Source organism: Streptomyces sp. BE303 (assembly GCF_036290945.1).
GTDB lineage: Bacteria > Actinomycetota > Actinomycetes > Streptomycetales > Streptomycetaceae > Kitasatospora.
The window spans coordinates 1-18,984 of record NZ_JAQYWZ010000717.1 but is presented as its reverse complement, the minus strand read 5'-3'; the positions used below and the strand labels follow the sequence as shown (position 1 = coordinate 18,984).

At 72.4% G+C, this 18,984-nt stretch carries 12 protein-coding genes and 1 rRNA gene; 2 read left to right on the top strand and 11 right to left on the bottom strand.

Going from position 1 to position 18,984, the window contains the following annotated elements; translation table 11 throughout:
- Positions 1 to 60 precede the first annotated feature (60 nt).
- The 9 genes from PUR56_RS20560 to PUR56_RS20520 form a co-directional block, all read right to left on the bottom strand.
- Complete coding sequence (locus PUR56_RS20560; protein ID WP_329949975.1) at positions 61 to 351, bottom strand: hypothetical protein; 291 nt, start codon at positions 349 to 351, stop codon at positions 61 to 63.
- A 54-nt stretch (positions 352 to 405) separates the two neighbouring features.
- Positions 406 to 774, bottom strand: a complete 369-nt coding sequence (locus PUR56_RS20555; RefSeq protein ID WP_327681118.1) for a helix-turn-helix domain-containing protein — start codon at positions 772 to 774, stop codon at positions 406 to 408.
- 397 nt (positions 775 to 1,171) lie between these two features.
- The gene (locus PUR56_RS20550) at positions 1,172 to 1,648 is read right to left on the bottom strand and encodes a CinA family protein (protein WP_329882677.1); all 477 of its coding nucleotides are present in this window, start codon (positions 1,646 to 1,648) and stop codon (positions 1,172 to 1,174) included.
- 352 nt (positions 1,649 to 2,000) lie between these two features.
- Complete coding sequence (gene pgsA / locus PUR56_RS20545; RefSeq protein WP_329882550.1) at positions 2,001 to 2,639, bottom strand: CDP-diacylglycerol--glycerol-3-phosphate 3-phosphatidyltransferase; 639 nt, start codon at positions 2,637 to 2,639, stop codon at positions 2,001 to 2,003.
- Positions 2,636 to 4,108, bottom strand: coding sequence for a 30S ribosomal protein S12 methylthiotransferase RimO (rimO, locus tag PUR56_RS20540; RefSeq protein ID WP_329882549.1), 1,473 nt, complete (start codon positions 4,106 to 4,108; stop codon positions 2,636 to 2,638). Before rimO ends, pgsA begins: the two co-directional genes overlap by 4 nt.
- A gap of 96 nt (positions 4,109 to 4,204) precedes the next feature.
- Positions 4,205 to 5,080 (bottom strand): helix-turn-helix domain-containing protein, encoded by an 876-nt coding sequence (locus PUR56_RS20535; RefSeq protein WP_329949974.1) that lies wholly within the window; start codon positions 5,078 to 5,080, stop codon positions 4,205 to 4,207.
- A gap of 374 nt (positions 5,081 to 5,454) precedes the next feature.
- On the bottom strand, positions 5,455 to 8,139 hold the full coding sequence (locus PUR56_RS20530) for a DNA translocase FtsK (RefSeq protein ID WP_329949973.1): 2,685 nt from the start codon (positions 8,137 to 8,139) through the stop codon (positions 5,455 to 5,457).
- A 147-nt stretch (positions 8,140 to 8,286) separates the two neighbouring features.
- Positions 8,287 to 8,925, bottom strand: coding sequence for a response regulator (locus tag PUR56_RS20525; protein ID WP_329882546.1), 639 nt, complete (start codon positions 8,923 to 8,925; stop codon positions 8,287 to 8,289).
- Positions 8,926 to 9,218: 293 nt separating this feature from the next.
- Positions 9,219 to 13,763 carry a HAMP domain-containing protein gene (locus PUR56_RS20520; RefSeq protein ID WP_329950053.1) on the bottom strand — a complete coding sequence of 1,515 codons (4,545 nt, stop codon included), beginning with the start codon at positions 13,761 to 13,763 and terminating at the stop codon, positions 9,219 to 9,221.
- 542 nt (positions 13,764 to 14,305) lie between these two features.
- Between PUR56_RS20520 and PUR56_RS20515 the strand changes: the two genes are divergently transcribed.
- Together PUR56_RS20515 and PUR56_RS20510 are read left to right on the top strand one after the other, a co-directional pair.
- Complete coding sequence (locus PUR56_RS20515) at positions 14,306 to 16,858, top strand: SpoIIE family protein phosphatase (RefSeq protein WP_329949972.1); 2,553 nt, start codon at positions 14,306 to 14,308, stop codon at positions 16,856 to 16,858.
- Between the two features lie 348 nt (positions 16,859 to 17,206).
- A complete protein-coding gene (locus PUR56_RS20510; protein WP_329882544.1) occupies positions 17,207 to 17,770 on the top strand; it encodes an acetate uptake transporter in 564 nt (187 codons plus the stop codon).
- Positions 17,771 to 17,918: 148 nt separating this feature from the next.
- Here the strand turns inward: PUR56_RS20510 and PUR56_RS20505 are convergent, their stop codons facing one another.
- Complete coding sequence (locus PUR56_RS20505; RefSeq protein WP_329882543.1) at positions 17,919 to 18,755, bottom strand: phosphatase PAP2 family protein; 837 nt, start codon at positions 18,753 to 18,755, stop codon at positions 17,919 to 17,921.
- A 95-nt stretch (positions 18,756 to 18,850) separates the two neighbouring features.
- Positions 18,851 to 18,967 (bottom strand): 5S ribosomal RNA (gene rrf / locus PUR56_RS20500).
- Positions 18,968 to 18,984 lie beyond the last annotated feature (17 nt).

The following is an 18,984-nucleotide window of genomic DNA, read 5'->3' as shown; positions in this document are numbered from 1 at the left end:
CACACGACGAGGGCCGCGGCGCCGGTTTCCCGGTGCCGCGGCCCTCGTCCGCGTTCGTCCTCACCCGACCGGAGACTCCGCCTCCGCCCGGGCCGTCGGCTCACCCGTCCGGCGCCTCGCCGGGCCCGTGGCGTTCCGGTCGGCGTGGACCGGGATCAACCCGAGCCCCCAGCCGCCGGCCGCCAGCAGGACCGGCACCGCACCGTCGGGCAGCTGTCCGGGGGCGGCCAGCAGCCACCAACCGAGTCCGCCGGCCAGGACCGGCAGACCACGGCGGACCGGCTGCGGCCACCGCCGCCGGAGCCGTATTCGGGCCCCGGTACGCGTACGCGCCACCACCGTTCTCCGCACGACCGCCCTCCTTCGCTCGCCCCGGGCACCAGGCGCCCGGGTGTCGAGGCCGGATCAGGCGGCGACCACGTCCATCGCGGCGGCCTTGGGCGACATGTTCGCCCGGTCGGCGCCGGGGGCGGGCAGCTGTACCGGTTCGAGCACCGGCCTCAGCAGTTCACCTTCGGAGAGGGTGGCCATCGCCGCAAGTTCGGCGAGCGACAGTTCGTCGCTGACCTCGCGCATGACCTCGGACATCCGGACGTCGAGTGCGTCGCAGATGGCGGAGAGCAGCTCCGAGGAGGCCTCCTTCTGTCCCCGCTCGACCTCGGAGAGGTAACCGAGCGAAACCCTGGCGGCTGCCGACACCTCGCGGAGTGTGCGGCCCTGGCGCTGGCGCTGCCGACGCAGTACATCGCCCAGTAGGCGACGAAGCAGGATCATCGGTGCCTCCCTCCTCGGACTGCGGATCGAGATGTCACGCCCCCACCGTACCGCCTTGCCCGCTTCGCGTGCGGGGACCATGGTCGTGTTCACTCTGGGCTGCAAGGCTGTCCCCTCCCCAATTTCGGTGTCGCACCCGGGTCTGCGGGCACCTCGTCGTACCCTCCGGGCGGCACCCGGCTACCGCCGCGCCACTCGTTCGCCACCTGGTTTCTGCCCATCCGGGCCCACTGATGTAACACGATCCTCCAGCCGCACGATGCCCGTACGCCAGTTCGGCAGATCTCGGTTCGGTGGAGATCTCGGCGGACGGGACCGGCGGCGCTGCGGCGGCACCTCGACGGCACCGCCGCTGCGGGACGTCGGGCGAGCGGCGGGAGCGGCGGCGGACGAGGACTCAGTGCGTGGGCGTACCGGACGGAAGCCGCCCGACGAGCAGCTCCAGAGCGGCGGTCACCGCCCCGTGACGGATTGTGGCACGCTCTCCCGACAACCGTGGCGAAGTGACCAGACTTCCCCCGGGGCCGGCGACCGCGAGGTACACCGTGCCCACCGCCTGTCCGTCCTGCGGGTCCGGACCGGCCACCCCGGTCGTCGCGACCCCGTAGGTGGCACCCAGCAACTTCCGTACGCCCTCGGCCATCTGCCGGGCGACCACCGGGTGGACCGGCCCGTTGACCTCCAGCAGGCCCTCGTCGACCCCGAGCACCGAGGCCTTCAGCTCGGTCGCGTACGCGGTCACCGAGCCCCGGAAGGTGGTGGACGCCCCCGGGACGTCCACCAGCGCGGCCGCCAGCAGCCCGCCGGTCAGCGACTCGGCGACGGCCACCGTCCCGCCCTCGGCCCGCAGTGCGGCGTGCGCCCGCTCCGCCAGCCCGTAGTCCGCCGGTCCCCGGTCCGTCGACCCCCGGTCCGCCGGCCCGTCCGCGGCCCGCCCACCGGGCACCGGTCCGGGCCCGGACTGCCCGGACCGCCCCGCGTCCCCGGACTGCCCGGGCACCGCCTGCCCGCCCCCGGCGGCCGTCACTGAGTCGGTTCTGCCGTCCGTCGCAGCTCTGCCACTCATCCCGACGTCCCTCCCTCGCACCCCCCGGGCCCGCCCCGGAGTACCCGCCATTGTGCGCCCGGCAGCCCCCGCAGCCCCCCGCCTCGACCGGCAAAAGTCGGAACGGCCCCGCCGGGACGGGAACCGTCGCCGGCGGGACCGCGGCACTCCGTCCGGGGTCTCAGCGCTCCGTACGGGCCGCCGCGAGGCCCTCACGGCGCAGCCGCAGCGCCTGGCCGACGTAGTCCAGCGCGGTACCGACGGTCAGCAGCACCGCGAGCCCCATCAGCAGGGCCCGGGCGGTGGCCAGCCAGCCGGTGAGTTCCAGGACGTACATGCCGACCGCGATGCCCTGGGTGAGCGTCTTCAGCTTGCCGCCCCGGCTGGCCGGGATCACGCCGAAGCGGATCACCCAGAACCGCATCAGCGTGATGCCGAGTTCGCGGGCCAGGATCACCACGGTGATCCACCACGGCAGGTCGCCCAGCACCGAGAGGCCGATCAGCGCCGCGCCCATGATCGTCTTGTCGGCGATCGGGTCGGCGATCTTGCCGAAGTCGGTGACCAGGCCCTTGCGGCGGGCCAGCTCCCCGTCGAACAGGTCGGTGATCATCGCGACGGCGAAGGACGCCCAGGCGACCGAGCGCCACTTGGGGTCGTGGCCGCCGTCGGCGAAGAGCAGCGTCACGAAGACCGGCACCAGCAGCAGCCGGAGCATCGTGAGCATGTTGGCGATGTTCCAGATCCCCGGCTCCGGGGGCACCGCGGCCTCCGGTCTGCCCGGGTGGGCCGCGGCCGGGGCGCCGGGCCCGTGGGTCATTCCCCTGCTCCGGGTGCCCGGCGGACGCGCACCTGCTCCAGCGCCTCGGCGACCAGGTCGACGCCCTCGCTGGCGACCACCCGGGCGCGGTAGAACCCGCCCACCTCGGGGTGCTCGACGCCGGTGAGCGTGGTGAGACCGTCCGTCTCGGGCGCCTGGTGGGCCGCGCGGCCCTCGACCAGGTCGCCGTCGACCGACTCGACCAGCACCTCGATCTCGGTGCCGATCCGCTGCTCGGCACGCTGGGCGGTCATCTCCTCGGCGAGCCTGCTGAGCCGGGCCAGCCGGTCCGCGACCACGTCCTCGGACAGCTTGTCCTCGAAGCCTGCGGCCTCGGTGCCGTCCTCGTCGGAGTAACCGAAGACGCCGATCGCGTCCAGCCCGGCGTGCGTGACGAACCGTTCCAGCTCGGCGAAGTCCGCCTCGCTCTCGCCGGGGAAGCCGACGATGAAGTTCGACCGGGCGCCGGCCTGCGGGGCCTTGGAGCGGATCGTCCCGAGCAGCTCCAGGAACTGGTCGGTGGAGCCGAAGCGGCGCATCCGGCGGAGCACCGCCGGGGCCGAGTGCTGGAACGAGAGGTCGAAGTAGGGCACCACGCCCTCGGTGCCGGTCATCGCGTCGATCAGCCCGGGGCGCATCTCGGCGGGCTGCAGGTAGGAGACCCGGACCCGCTCGACGCCGTCGGTCTCCGAGATCTCGGTGAGCAGCGTCTCCAGCAGCCGGATGTCCCCGAGGTCCTTGCCGTACGAGGTGTTGTTCTCGCTGACCAGGACCACCTCGCGGACGCCCTGCTCGGCCAGCCACTGGGCCTCGTGCAGCACGTCGGAGGGACGGCGCGAGATGAACGAGCCGCGGAAGGCCGGGATCGCGCAGAACGAGCACCGCCGGTCGCAGCCGGAGGCGAGCTTGACGGAGGCCACCGGGCTGTCGTCCAGCCGCTTGCGCAGGGTGCGCGGCCCGGAGGCCGGGGCGAGGCCCTCAGGGAGGTCCTCGGGGGCCCCGTGGCCGGGCAGGGCGACCTCGGCGGCGGCGGACTGCCGCTCGACCGGGCTCAGCGGCAGCAGCTTGCGGCGGTCGCGGGGGATGTGCGGGGCGTGGTGGCCGCCGGAGAGGATGGTCTGCAGGCGGTCGGAGATGTCCGAGTAGTCGTCGAAGCCGAGCACGCCGTCCGCCTCGGGCAGGGCGTCGGCCAGCTCCTTGCCGTACCGCTCGGCCATGCAGCCGACCGCGACGACCGCCTGGGTGCGGCCGTGGCCCTTGAGGTCGTTGGCCTCCAGCAGGGCGTCGACGGAGTCCTTCTTGGCGGCCTCGACGAAGCCACAGGTGTTGACGACGGCGACGTCGGCTTCGGCGGCGTCGTCCACGAGCAACCAGCCGTCGGCTTCCAGTCGCCCGGCGAGTTCCTCGGAGTCCACCTCGTTGCGGGCGCATCCGAGCGTGACAAGGGCGACAGTACGGCGTTCAGGCATAGGGCCAAGATTAACGCGCGGCCGCCGGAGCCGTTCGCCCCGGAGGCCGCGCGCCTCGGTTCACGGGGTCCGGACCGGGCCGGACGCCCCCTGCGATCAGCCCGCCTGCGGGTCGCCCGGGGTGTACGTGACGTGCACCACCTGGCCGTTCTTGCCCGCCGGGCCGAGGTCCTTGCCGTTGACGTACACGTGCACGGCGCCGGCGTTGCCGATCACCAACTTGATCTGCTTGGGGTCGGTGAAGGTCTGGTCCTGACCTTCCTCGATGTTGTTCTGGTACAGCGACTTCCCGTTGCCGTCGACCGCCGAGACCCAGCTGGTGTCCTTCTCGGCGACCAGCTTCACGGTGACCTTGTCGGCCGGGGCGGCGGCGATCGCGGCGGCGCTGGGCACCGGCGCGGGCGGCTGCACGGCCGGGGTCGGCACGGGGGCCGCCGGGGCGACCGAACCGGTGCCGGAGCCGGCGGGCAGCGGGGCGCTGGCCGAGCCGGTGGTCGTGCTGCCGCCGGTCTTGCCGCTGACCAGGTTGAAGCCGATCAGCCCGACGACCGCGACGATCGCCGCGACCATCGCCGCCGTCCAGTTCGGCCGGCCGCGACCCGGGACCTTGATCGGGCCGCTCTCGATCAGCTGGGTGGGCCGCCGGGAGGCCGGGGAGCCACCGTGGTCGGCGTCGTACCGGGCGACCAGCGCCTCGCCGTCCACACCGACGACCTGGGCGATCGAGCGGATGTGGCCGCGGGCGTAGAAGTCGCCGCCGCACCGGTCGAAGTCGTCCTCTTCGATGGCATGCACGAGTGGCACCCGGACCCGGGTGGCGGTACTCACCTGATCCACCGTGAGTCCGGCCTCGATCCGGGCGGCGGACAGCACCCGGCCGATGCTCGGCGCATCGGCCGTCTGTTCCGCCGCGCCGGGGGGCGGCGCGGACGACGGGGCGTTCTCGCGGTCGGGGGACTTGCCGATGGTCACGGTGCACGCCTTTCGAGCGGTGGGCCACCTGCTGGGGAACAGTCTAGGGGCGGGGGCGGATCGTTTCTCAAGCGGAACAGGCCCGAATGCGCGCGGCCGGCCCGACGCGGGGCCGGGCGTGCACTGACCGCCCGTCAGTACGGGGGGTCACCGCCGCCGGAGCGCCCGCTCCCGGCCGCGCATCCGGTGTGGCTCATGGGACGCGGTACGCACCCGATCGGTTCCGCACCGCTCGCCTACCCCTCTCCGAACGGGTGAACACCCCTCGGACGGGCCGGACCGGCGAGGGGCGACGGCCCCCGCGGCGACCGGGTTCCCGGGGTGCGGAGCGGCGCGGAACCGGTGGGTGCCCGCTGCTCCGCCCGGGCGGTCCGTCACCCCCGGATGGTGACGATGACCCCGTCCAGCTCGTCCGGCTTCACCAGCACGTCGCGGGCCTTGGAGCCCTCGCTCGGGCCGACGATCCCCCGCGACTCCATCAGGTCCATCAGCCGCCCGGCCTTGGCGAAGCCGACCCGCAGCTTGCGCTGGAGCATCGAGGTGGACCCGAACTGCGTGGAGACCACCAGCTCGGCGGCCTGGATCAGCAGGTCCAGGTCGTCGCCGATCTCCTCGTCGATCTCCTTCTTCGGCCCGCCGCCGACCGTCACGTCGTCCCGGTAGACGGCGGTCAGCTGGTCCTTGCAGTGGTTCACCACCGCGGCGATCTCCGCCTCGGTGACGAACGCGCCCTGCATCCGGATGGGCTTGCTCGCACCCATCGGAAGGAACAGCGCGTCGCCCTTGCCGATCAGCTTCTCCGCGCCGGGCTGGTCCAGGATGACCCGGGAGTCAGCCATCGCCGAGGTGGCGAACGCCAGCCGGGACGGCACGTTGGCCTTGATCAGCCCGGTGACGACGTCCACCGACGGCCGCTGGGTGGCCAGCACCAGGTGGATGCCGGCCGCTCGGGCGAGCTGGGTGATCCGGACCACCGAGTCCTCGACGTCCCGCGGGGCGACCATCATCAGGTCGGCCAGCTCGTCGACGATCACCAGCAGGTACGGGTACGGGGTCAGCTCGCGCTCGCTGCCGAGCGGTGGGGTGACCGTGCCGGCCCGGACCGCCGCGTTGAAGTCGTCCACGTGCCGGAAGCCGTACGCGGCGAGGTCGTCGTACCGCATGTCCATCTCGCGCACCACCCACTGGAGGGCCTCGGCGGCCTTCTTCGGGTTGGTGATGATGGGCGTGATCAGGTGCGGGATGCCCTCGTACGCCGTGAGCTCGACCCGCTTGGGGTCGACCAGCACCATCCGCACCTCGTCCGGGGTGGCGCGGGCCAGCACCGAGGTGATCAGGCAGTTGATGCAGGACGACTTGCCGGCGCCGGTCGCACCGGCCACCAGGATGTGCGGCATCTTGGCGAGGTTGGCCGTCACGGTGTGGCCCTCGACGTCCTTGCCCATGCCGACGACCAGCGGGTGGGTGTCCTCGGCGGCGGTGCGCGAGCGCAGCAGGTCGCCGAGGTTGACCATCTCGCGGTCCCGGTTCGGGATCTCGATGCCGACGGCCGACTTGCCCGGGATCGGGCTGATGATCCGCACGTCCGGGCTGGCCACCGCGTACGCGATGTTCTTGCCGAGCGCGGTGATCCGCTCGACCTTGACCGCCGGGCCGAGCTCGACCTCGTAGCGGGTGACCGTCGGGCCCCGGGTGAAGCCGGTGACCCGGGCGTCCACCTTGAACTCGGCGAAGACCACGGTGAGCTGGGCGACCACTTCGTCGTTGAGGGCGCTGCGGGCCTTGGCCGGGCCGCCACGCTCCAGCAGGTCGAGCGGGGGGAGCGAGTAGGTGAGGCCGGCGGAGAGCTGGAGCTGCTCCATCCGGACCGGCGCCGCGCCGTGCTCCTCGGCGGCGGCGAGGCCGCCGGTGCGGGCTGCCGGGACCGCGGGCTCCTCCGGCAGGGCGGTGCGGTCCTGCACCTGGTGCATCATGTCCGCCACCGCCGAGGAGGCGGGCACGCCGTAGACCAGTGCGCCGTCCAGGTCGGCGGCGGCCCCGGCGGCGAGGTCCCGGGTCGCGTACGGGTCGACGGCCTCCTTCGCGAAGGGGTCCGGCTCCGCGGCCTGTTCCTCGGCCGGCTTGCGCCGTCGGCGGCGCCGGCGGGCGCCCACCTCGTCGACGGCGCCGTCACCCTCGGTGTCCACCGTGAAGGGCAGCGCCGACGGGTCGGCGTCCTCCGGCGGCTCGGTGGAGTGCTCGCGCTCCGGCGTACGCCCCCCGGAGACTTCGTCCTGGGGACCGGGCTCGACCACGCCAAGCCGGACGCCGACGCCGCGCACCCGCTCACCGATCCGGTTGACCGGGGTGGCGGTCGTGACCAGCAGGCCGAAGAAGGCGAGCAGCAGGAGCAGCGGCACCGCGAGCGCGGGCCCGGCGGCGGCCATCATCGGGGTGGAGGCGGCCCAGCCGACGATCCCGCCGGCCGTCCTTATCCTGGTCGCCCCGCTGCCCATCATGGGGGCGCCGCAGCCGATGTGGACCAGTCCCAGCACGCCGATCAGCAGGGTGGTCAGACCGATCATGATCCGCCCGTTGGCCTCCGGCAGCTCCGGGTGGCGCATCAGCCTGACCCCGACCACGGCCAGCAGGAACGGCACCAGCACGTCGAGCCGGCCGAACAGGCCGGAGACCACGTTGGTGGCGGCCTCGCCCAGCCAGCCCTGCGGGCTGAACCAGGTCCCGGCCGCCGTGACCAGGGCGAGCGCGAGCAGCAGCAGGCCGACGCCGTCCTTGCGGTGGGCCGGGTCCAGGTTCTTGGCCCCGTCGCCGAACCCGCGGAAGACCGCGCCGATGCCGTGGGCCGTGCCGAGCCAGACGGCGCGCACGGCGCGGAAGAGTATCGGCCTGGGCGCGGGGGGCGGCGCGGCAGCCGGCTTGGCCGCCGTCTTCTTCGCCGGGGCGGCCTTCTTGGCGGCCGCCTTCTTCACCGGCGCCTTGGCCGGAGCCTTCGCCGCGGCCTTCTTGGACGGTCCCGGGCTCGGGTTGCGTGCCGCGCTTCCGGGCGTGCGTGTGGCCATGGGTCAGCAGCCTACCGGGGTCCGCGACCTGTGCCCATGTCGTCGTACCGGGGCGGCGGAACGTGTCGCAGACACACCGTCACCCCGGTCGCGGTTCACCCGGAAGAAGGAACGGCGCGGCACTCTCGACGCCGCGCCCGGGGCTTCCTAGTCGGCGCCGGGGCGCAGGGCGTCCAGCGCGCGCCGCAGGCCGGCCAGCTTGCGCTCCAGGTGCGCCGCCGTGGCCGCCACCCCGCTGTCCTCGGTGCCGTCCAGCTGCTTGGTCAGCGCCTCGGCCTGCTCCTCCACCGACGCCAGCCGCGCCGACAGCTCGCCCAGCAGCGCACCGCCGAGGGCCGGCTCGGCGCCGCTCGCCTCCAGCTGGAGCCTGAGCAGTGCCGCCTGCTCCTTGAGCTGGCAGTTCTTCATGTACAGATCGACGAAGACCGAGACCTTGGCGCGCAGCACCCACGGGTCGAAGGGCTTGGAGATGTAGTCGACCGCACCGGCCGCGTAGCCGCGGAAGGTGTGGTGCGGCCCGTGGTTGATCGCGGTCAGGAAGATGATCGGGATGTCCCGGGTGCGCTCGCGCCGCTTGATGTGGGCGGCCGTCTCGAAGCCGTCCATCCCGGGCATCTGCACGTCCAGCAGGATCACCGCGAAGTCGTCGGTGAGCAGCGCCTTGAGCGCCTCCTCACCCGAGGCCGCCCGGACCAGGGTCTGGTCCAGCGCCGAGAGGATCGCCTCCAGCGCGAGAAGGTTCTCCGGTCGGTCGTCGACCAGGAGGATCTTCGCCTTCTGCATCACGACGCGCCCTCCTGTCGCTTGCCTACCTGGGGAAGGCACCCGCGTACTGCCCACCACTACCCCGGTCATGCTAGCCGCACCCCCTCGCCCGGCACATCGCTCCGTCGCGTCTGGTTCCGGAACGGCACGCACACAGTGCACCGGCGCACGCTCACCAGCGAGTCGCCGCCCGGTCACTGTTCGCAACGATCGGTGACCCTACCCGGTTCCCACCCCTCCCCGCCAGCAAACCGCCCGCCGCCACGGCGTGAACCCCGGAGCGAATCACGGAGTTCACGCCCCCGCCATGCCGCCTACCGCCTCCGGGCGGTCAGCCACTCGTGCATCACCGCGAGCAGGTGGTCGGTCTCCACCGGCTTGGTGATGTGATCGGTGGCACCGGCCTCCAGGGACTTCTCCTTGTCGCCCTTCATGGCCTTGGCGGTCAGCGCGATGATCGGCAGGCCCGCGAACTGCGGCATCCGGCGGATCGCCTCGGTGGTCGCGTAGCCGTCCATCTCCGGCATCATGATGTCCATCAGGACCAGCGCCACGTTCTCGTGCTGCTCCAGCATCTCGATGCCCTCGCGGCCGTTCTCCGCGTACAGCACCGTCAGGCCGTGCTGCTCCAGCACGCTGGTGAGCGCGAAGACGTTGCGGACGTCGTCGTCCACGATCAGCACCTGCTCGCCGTCGAACCGGGTGTCCACCCGGGCCGAGTGGCGGATCGTCGGAACGGGCTCGACCGGACGGCCGCCGACGGACCTGCCCTCGGCGGGCGGCGACTCCAGGGCCGCGGCGCGGCGTCGTTCGACCGCGCCCCGGCGGCGGACCTCGGCCAGCTCGCGCACTTCCTGGGCCCAGTGGTCGGCCGGGTTCTCACCGACCGGCACCGGCGTCCCGGCAGGGGTCACCCCCACCGCGGCACGCGGCATCTGGCCGGCCCCGGGAACGGCCTCCGGAGCCTCGCTGCGCAGCGGCAGGTACAGCGTGAAGGTGGATCCCTTGCCGAGCTCGCTCTCGGCGTGGATCTCGCCGCCGAGCAGCCGGGCGATCTCCCGGCTGATCGACAGTCCGAGACCGGTGCCGCCGTACTTGCGACTGGTGGTGCCGTCGGCCTGCTTGAACGCCTCGAAGATCTCCCGCAGCTTGTTGTCCGGGATGCCGATGCCGGTGTCGGAGACCGCGAAGGCGATCAGCGGGTCGTCCGGCCCCTGGATCGCCCCGGCCTCCAGCAGCCGCTCCCGCACGTGCTGCGGGACGTCCGGGCCGGCCGGGGTGATCGAGAAGTCGACGGCGCCCGCGTCGGTGAACTTCACCGCGTTGGAGATCAGGTTGCGCAGCACCTGCTGGAGCCGCTGCTCGTCGGTGTGCAGGGTGACCGGGAGGGCCGGCGAGACCCGGACCCCGAACTCCAGGTTCTTGTCCAGCGCGACCGGCTGGAAGGTGGCCTCCACGTAGTCGACCAGCTGGACCAGCGCGATCCGGGCCGGCCGGACGTCCATCTTCCCGGCCTCGACCTTGGAGAGGTCGAGGATGTCGTTGATCAGCTGGAGCAGGTCCGATCCGGCGCCGTGGATGGTGTCGGCGAACTCGACCTGCTTCGGCGAGAGGTTGCCCTCGTTGTTGTCGGAGAGCAGCTTGGCGAGGATCAGCAGCGAGTTGAGCGGGGTGCGCAGCTCGTGCGACATGTTGGCGAGGAACTCGCTCTTGTACCGGGAGGCCAGCGCGAGCTGTTCGGCCCGCTCCTCCAGCACCTGCCGGGCCTCCTCGATCTCGCTGTTCTTGATCTCGATGTCCCGGTTCTGCTGGGCGAGTTGCTCGGCCTTCTCCTGCAACTCCTCGTTGGTGCGCTCCAGCTCCTCCTGACGCGCCTCCAACTCGGCGGACCGCATCGAGAGTTCGGCGGTCAGCCGCTGGGACTCCAACAGCAGGCCCTCGGTCTTGGTGTTGACGCTGATGGTGTTGACGGTGACGCCGATCAGGTCGGCGATCTGGTTGAGGAAGTCCAGTGCGACGGTGGTGAACGAGCTGAAGGTGGCCAGTTCGATCACGCCCAGCAGCCTGCCCTCGAACAGCACCGGCAGCACCACGATGTGGGCCGGCGAGGCCTCGCCGAGGCCCGAGGCGATCTTCAGGTACCCGGGCGGGGCCTCCTTGAGGATGATCGCCCGCTTCTCCACCGCCGCCTGGCCGATCAGCGACTCGCCGGGACGGAAGGTGGTCGGCATCGCCCGCCGCTGGTAGCCGTAGCTGCCGATCAGCCGCAGCACGGTGTCGTTCTCGTCGTCGTCCTCGGTGATCAGCTCCGCCGTGCGCCCGGCCGGCTGGGCGAGGAAGAAGGCGCCGTGCTGGGCCGAGACCACCGGGGTGAGCTCGGTCATGATCAGCGAGGCGACCGCCTCCAGGTCCCGGCGGCCCTGCAACAGGCCGGAGATCCGGGCCAGGTTGGTCTTGAGCCAGTCCTGCTCCTGGTTGGTGCGGGTGGTCTCGCGCAGGTTGGCGATCATCTGGTTGATGTTGTCCTTGAGCTCGTCGAGCTCCCCGGCGGCGTCCACGTCGATCCGCAGCGACAGGTCGCCCCTGGTCACGGCGGTGGCGACCTGCGCGATCGCGCGCACCTGCCGGGTCAGGTTGTTGGCCAGCTCGTTGACCGACTCGGTCAGGTCCTGCCAGGTGCCGTCCACGCCCGGCACGCGGGCCTGGCCGCCGAGCCGCCCGTCGGTGCCCACCTCGCGGGCGACCCGGGTGACCTCGTCGGCGAACGAGCCCAGCTGGTCGACCATGGTGTTGATGCTGGTCTTCAGCTCCAGGAACTCGCCCCGCGCGTCGACGTCGATCTTCTGCGAAAGGTCGCCGCGGGCCACCGCCGTGATCACCAGCGCGATGTTCCGCACCTGGCCCGTCAGGTTGTTGGCCATCAGGTTGACGTTGTCGGTCAGGTCCTTCCAGATCCCGGCCACCCCCGGCACGCTCGCCTGACCGCCCAGGGTGCCGTCGGTGCCCACCTCGCGCGCCACCCTGGTCACCTCGACCGCGAACGCGGACAGCTGGTCGACCATCGTGTTGAGCGTCCCGGCCAGCGCCGCGACCTCGCCCTGGGCCTCGATGGTGATCTTCTTGGAGAGGTCACCGCGGGCCACGGCGGACGCCACCTCGGCGATGTTCCGCACCTGGCCCGTCAGGTTCGACGCCATGAAGTTCACGTTGTCGGTCAGGTCCTTCCAGATGCCCGACACCCCGCGCACCCGGGCCTGGCCGCCCAGGATCCCCTCCGTACCCACCTCGCGCGCCACCCGGGTGACCTCGTCGGCGAACGCCGACAGCTGGTCCACCATGGTGTTCACGGTGGTGACCAGCTCCAGGATCTCCCCGCGCGCATCGACGGTGATCTTCTTCGAGACGTCCCCGAGCGCCACCGCCGTGGTCACCTCGGCGATGTTGCGGACCTGGCTGGTCAGGTTGTTGGCCATCAGGTTGACGCTGTTGGTCAGGTCCTTCCAGGTGCCGGACACCCCGGGCACGCTCGCCTGACCACCGAGGATGCCCTCGGTGCCGACGTCCCGGGCGACCCGCGTCACCTCGTCGGCGAAGGCGCTCAGCTGGTCCACCATCGTGTTGATGGTGTTCTTCAGCTCCAGGATCTCGCCCTGCGCGTCCACCTGGATCTTCTGCGACAGGTCGCCCCGGGCGACCGCGGTGGTCACCTGCGCGATGTTCCGCACCTGATCGGTGAGGTTGTTCGCCATGAAGTTGACGTTGTCGGTCAGGTCCCGCCAGACCCCGGCCGCGCCGGGTACCTGCGCCTGACCCCCGAGCCGACCCTCGGTGCCCACCTGACGGGCCACCCGGGTCACCTGCTCGGCGAAGCCGGAGAGCTGGTCCACCATCGTGTTGATGGTGCTCTTGAGCTCCAGCATCTCGCCGCGCGCGTCCACCTCGATCTTCTGCGAGAGGTCGCCGCGCGCCACCGCCGTCGTCACCTGCGCGATGCTGCGGACCTGGCCGGTCAGGTTGTCGGCCATGAAGTTCACCGAGTCGGTGAGGTCGCGCCAGACCCCGGCGACGCCCGGCACCTGCGCCTGGCCCCCGAGCCGGCCCTCCGTCCCCACGTCCCGGGCCACCCCGGTCACCTGCGCCGCGAAGCCGTTCAGCTGGTCCACCATCGTGTTGACGGTGTTCTTCAGCTCCAGCATCTCGCCGGCCACCTCGACCGTCACCTTGCGGGAGAGGTCGCCCTTGGCCACCGCCGTGGTCACCTGCGCGATGTTCCGCACCTGCGCGGTCAGCCGGCCGGCCATGGTGTTGACCGAGTCCGCGAGGTCCTTCCAGCTGCCGGACACGCTGCGCACCTTGGCCTGGCCGCCGAGCTTGCCCTCGGTACCGACCTCCCGGGCCACCCGGGTCACCTCGTCGGTGAACTCCGACAGCTGGTCCACCAGCCCGTTGACCGTCCGCCCGATCTTCAGGTACTCGCCGCGCAGCGGGTGACTCACCCCGTTGCTGTGCAGCGAGCGCAGCTCCATCTTCTGGTCCAGGTCGCCCTCGGCGATCGACGCCAGCACCCGGCCCACCTCGGCCATCGGCCGCGCCAGGTCGTCGATCAGCGCGTTGCAGTTGTCGACCGCCGCCATCCAGGCGCCCTCGCCCGCACCGGTCTCCAGCCGCTCGTTCAGCCGGCCCTCCCGGCCCACCGCACGCCGCACCCGCGCGAGTTCACCCGTCAGGTGCTGGTTCCGCTCGGCGACCTCGTTGAACACCGCGGCGATCTCCGCCAGCGGACCGTCCCCCGGCACCGTCAGCCGGCGCCGGAAGTTGCCGTCGCGCATCGCCGTCAGCGCCGACAGGAGCTTGCGCAGCTCGGCCGGCTCGGCACCGCGGCTGTGATTGGCACGCCGGCCGGCCGCGCTCCGCGGCGCGGCCCCGGAGCGTCCGCCACGCTGGGCGGGCGGCGTCGTACCGGTTGCGTCCTTGGTGGCCGAACTCAACGGGCCCCTCCCAAATGGTGAACTGTCCGGCACCGCGCGACCGCGCCCCGGACGGGCCCGGCACCGGGTACCGTCCCGGTGACGTCCCGGTGACCCGCACGCGGACCACCGGCACCCGCAACGACCGTACTGCTCGGACCGGACACCGCGGACCCCCCAGTCTGGCAGTACTCGCGCCGGGTATAAGGCCGGTTGCGCTCGGTTGGTACCGCCCCGGCCGAAACAGGTGGTCAGAATCACCCTCCGGTGCCTGTTTCGACGCCCCGCCCCCACGGGGAACCAAGCGGAAAGTAGGGTGGAGCGCTGCACCGGGCCGCGCCCCGCCCCGAGCCGCCGCCCACCCCGTCGGCGCACACCGCGAGCCGGCGCCGCACACCGGACAGCCAGGGCCAGAGCAGAGGAGACGTGGCAACGTGGTCACCGCGCGCGCAGCCGCCACCTTCGAACCGGTGGGTCGGTCGGCCTCCGCCGCCCGCTCGTTCGTCCGCGACGCCCTGTTGGGCTGGGGCCTGCCCGAGGTCGTCGACGACGCCGTGGTGCTGGTCAGCGAACTCGTCACCAACGCCGTCGTCCACGCCGGCACCGCCGCCGAGGTCTGTTGCCTGCGCGAGGCGGACACCGTCCGGATCGAGGTCACCGACCACCACCCCGAACGCGGCCTGCCCACGTTCGCCGACGTCCCGGCCACCGCCTCCGACCACTACGCCGACCCCGACGGCGAGGGCGGCCGCGGCCTGCTGATGTGCGCCGCCCTCGCCGAACGCTGGGGCGTCGAGTACGGCGCCGGCCGCAAGACCGTCTGGTTCCGCCTCGCCCTTCCCGCCCACGTCGCCGGCACCCGCTACGCCGTCCCCGCCACCCCCGGCAGCGAACTGCCCAGCAGCAGCGGCCCGGTCCACGTCGCCGTGGTCCAGCTCGACGACGACGGCCGCGTCCTCGCCTGGAACCCCGACGCCGAGGCGCTCTTCCAGCACCCCGCCGACACCGTGCTCGGCCGTCCCTGGGCCGACCTCGCCGTCTGGCCCCAGACCCCCGGGCTCGGCCTCGCCGCCACCCTCCGCCTCGCCCGGTGGGAGGGCGGCTACGCCCTGCGCCGCGCCGACGGCTCCACCGTCGACGTCTACGGCGTCCAGGTCCGCCTCCGCGACACCGACGGCACACCCTCCGCGCTCTGCCTGCTCGTCCTCGACGACGACCGCGCCGTCCTGCGCTCCCCCGCCCGGGCCCTGCCCGGCGAGAAGCCCGAGACCGCCGCCCGCCTCGACCTGCTGGCCGGCCTCGGCTCCGGCGAGGACCTCGACACCATGCTCCAGCACACCGTCGAACGCGCCCGCGACCTGCTCGACGCCGACGCGGCCTACCTGCTGCTCACCACCGACGACGAGACCGAGTTCGAGGTCCGCGCCGCCACCGGACTCACCTCCGGCCACCGCCGGCACAGCCGGTTCCCGGTCGACACCGGCAACCGCTACGACTCGCCCCGCCTCCCCTCCGTCCACGAGGACCTCGTCTCCCGGCCCACCGGCCTGCCCGTCCTCGGCGGCAGCGGCATGCGCTCCCTGCTCACCGTCCCGCTCAAGGTCGAGGGCCGGCTCATCGGCTCGCTCGGCATCGCCACCGCCGCACCCGGCCGGTACGACAACGAGGACGCGCTCCGCCTGCAGTTCGCCGCCGACCGGCTCGCCCTGGCCGTCGAGTCCACCCGGCTCACCGAACTCGAACGGCTGCGCCGCGGCTCGCTCTCCTTCCTCGTCGAGGCCTCCGACCTGCTGGCCGGCACCCTGGAACACGAGCAGACCCTCGCCCTGATGGCGCAGATGGCCGTCCCCACCCTCTCCTCCTGGTGCGCCGTCTACACCAACGGCGACCACGGCGCCGCGGCCTCGCTCGCCTTCGTCCTGCACGAGGACGAGGACCGCATCGACCCGCTGCGCGCCCTGCTCGACAAGACCCCAGCGCCCGACGCCGGCCCCACCCACGGAGCCCGCTTCTGGACCGCGCCGACCGACACCGCGCGCGGCAACGGACTCGCCGACAGTCCCGACCTGTCCGGGCTCCTGGGCGAGACGGTCGTCCTGCCGCTGACCGCCCGCAACCGCGTGATCGGCCTGTTCGTCCTCGGCACCCCGACCGGTGTCCGGTTCCGCCAGGAGGTCCTCGAACTCGCCGAGGACCTCTCCCGCCGGGCCGCCCTCGCCCTCGACAACTCCCGCCTCTACTCCGAGCGCACCGCCACCAGCCAGGCCCTCCAGCGCAGCCTGCTGCCACCGGACCTGCCGGAGATCCCGGGCGTCGAGGTGGACGTCTACTACCAGGCGGCCGGCGAGGGCAACGAGGTCGGCGGCGACTTCTACGACCTCTTCCCGATCCGCGAGGGCACCTACGGCTTCGCCATCGGCGACGTCTGCGGCACCGGCCCGGAGGCAGCCTCCGTCACCGGCCTCGCCCGGCACTCGCTGCGCCTGCTCGCCCGCGAGGGCCTGGACGCCCCGCAGGTCCTCAGCCGGCTCAACACCGCCATCCTGGACGAGGGTTCGCGCAGCCGCTTCCTCACCCTGCTGTACGGCGAGCTGACGCCCCTTCCGGACGGCAGCACCGAGCTCTCCCTGGTCTGCGCCGGCCACCCGCTGCCGCTCCGCCTGCGCACCGACGGCCAGGTCGACCGCGCCGCGACCCCGCAGCCGCTGCTCGGCGTCATGGAGGACCTCGAACTCACCGCCGAGCGCCTGGTGCTCCTGCCCGGCGAGGTCCTGCTGTGTGTCACCGACGGGGTCACCGAACGCCGTGAGGGCCGGCGGATGCTGGGCGACGACGGCCTCGCCGAGGTGCTCACCGGCTGCACCGGGCTGACCGCGGGCGCGGTCGCGATGCGGGTGCAGCGGGCGGTCGAGCGGTTCGCCCCCGAGCCGCCGTCCGACGACATGGCGATCCTCACCCTGCGGGTCCCCACCCAGCGCACCGCCTGAGCCCTACCCGGGCTCGGGTCCGGACCGGGTTCGGGTCGACGCGGGTTCGGGCCGTTCGACTCCGGGCTCGGGTTCGGGTCCTGTCGGACCGTGAACGATCCCTGGCTGACGGCGTCACAAATTGTGCGATTCACAAGGGTACAAGCCCGCTCACCCTGGGTACACCGATCTCACCGGGGAATCCCCCGGCGGGGACGTGACCAGCGGTTCTCCGCTGGCCCAGCATTCTGATCGCAGCCGTCGCACGCTCCAGCCGTGCGCCCTCGGCGCGATCGCGCGCATCCACCTCATCGAAACTCACCCGAGTTCACTGCGCCCTGCGCGCGCCCAGAGTGAAAGGAGCCTCCGGTGAGCAACGAAGCTACCGGGGCACTGAACGCCCGCTCAACCGGCGCCGACGCGGGTAACCTCGGTTACCTCGCACTCGGCCTGACTCTCCTCGCCTACGGCCTCCTCTCCACCGGCATCTTCAGTGGCACCGCCGTAGGGGACTCGGCCCGTCTCGCCCACGTCGTCGGCGGTCTCACCCTCTTCATCGCCGGTCTCTGGCAGTTCCGCGGCGGCGAGGGCTTCACCGGCACCGCCTTCACCAGCCTCGGCGCCTTCTGGGCCACCTGGTCCACGGCCTCCGGCGCCCACAAGAACGCGGCCGGCCTGTTCCTGCTCCTGTGGGCCCTGCTCGCGCTCACCCTCACCGCGGCCAGTTGGAACGCAGGACTGTTCAGCCGGGCCGTCTACGGCCTGCTGACGGTCTCGCTGCTGCTCTCCGCACTCGCCGTCTTCAACACCTCCGGGGGCCTCGCCAAGGCCGCCGGCTGGGTCGCAGCAGCCTCCGGGCTGACGGCCTGGTACTGGGCCACCGCGTCGCTGACCAACAGCGCGTGGGGCCGGGACGCCCTGCCCGTCAAGTAACGGCAGGGGTGCCGGTGGTCCGGACCCACCCCCCACGGGGCCCGGCCCACCGGCACATCACGCTTCACCCTCGCCCCGCCGTCGCCCCGGCCGCCACCGCCGCCGGGGCGACGCTGCTGCCGGGGCGACGCTGCTGTCCGGTGACGGCTCAACCGCCCGCGGACACCCGCTCCGGCTCGGCCGCGGACCGCACCGCAGCCTCGCGCCGGGCCCGCCGACGGGCGACACCGGCCTGGGCCGCGTACGCCAGCAGCAGGATCGCCACCGCCACCAGGCCGTCCGCCCAGAAGTGGTTGGCCGTGACGACCACGACCGTCACCGTCAGGACCGGGTGCAGCAGCATCAGCCAGCGCAGCGGGCTGGGCGACACCTTGATCACGGCGACCGCCACCAGCACGCACCAGGCCACGTGCACCGACGGCATCGCCGACAGCTGCGCCGCCTTGACCACCCCTGCGACCGCTCCCCCGTACACCGACTGCCCGTACTCCGCCGCGACGTCCACGAAGCCCTCCTGCGGCAGCATCCGGGGCGGGGCCACCGGGATGAACTGCACGGCCAGGCAGACCGCCGTCGTGACCACCACGGTGGTCCGCACCCACGCGTACCGCTCGCGGTGCCGCAGGAACACCCAGACCAGCACCGCGATCATCACCGTGAAGTGCATCGCCGCGTAGTAGTAGTTGGCCAGCCTCACCAGCACCGGGTACGGCGTCACCGCCTCCTGCCAGGCCGCTTCGTCCGGCAGCCCGAGTGCCAGCTCCGTCCGGTGGATCCAGCTCGCCCGGTCCAGCGCGTGTTCGGTGCTCATCAGCGAGAGGCTCCCGACCAGCTGCCAGAGCGCGAACAGTGCGAGCAGGGTGCCGGCCTCCCGCAGGACCGCCGAGACGGCCCCCCGCCGGACCCGGGCGGCCGCGTACGAGCCACCGTAGAGTGCGACCGCGGCGCCCCCGGCGGACTCCCAGGTAAGGGTCAGGTTCTGCAAGGGCTCGTGCCTCTCCACCGGGCTTGGACGTGGTGGAGAGACGTTAACGCAAAAAGACCCCCTCCCGAACGGGAGGGGGTCTTTTTGGAATGATTGTTCGGCGGCGTCCTACTCTCCCACAGGGTCCCCCCTGCAGTACCATCGGCGCTGTGAGGCTTAGCTTCCGGGTTCGGAATGTAACCGGGCGTTTCCCTCACGCTATGACCACCGAAACACTATGAAACTGTCA

Bases quoted from the DNA above. Each gene is read 5' to 3' on its own strand.
- PUR56_RS20555 (WP_327681118.1), bottom strand. From the start codon at position 774: ATGATCCTGCTTCGTCGCCTACTGGGCGATGTACTGCGTCGGCAGCGC.
- pgsA (WP_329882550.1), bottom strand. From the start codon at position 2,639: ATGACCCACGGGCCCGGCGCCCCGGCCGCGGCCCACCCGGGCAGACCG.
- rimO (WP_329882549.1), bottom strand. From the start codon at position 4,108: ATGCCTGAACGCCGTACTGTCGCCCTTGTCACGCTCGGATGCGCCCGC.
- PUR56_RS20530 (WP_329949973.1), bottom strand. From the start codon at position 8,139: ATGGCCACACGCACGCCCGGAAGCGCGGCACGCAACCCGAGCCCGGGA.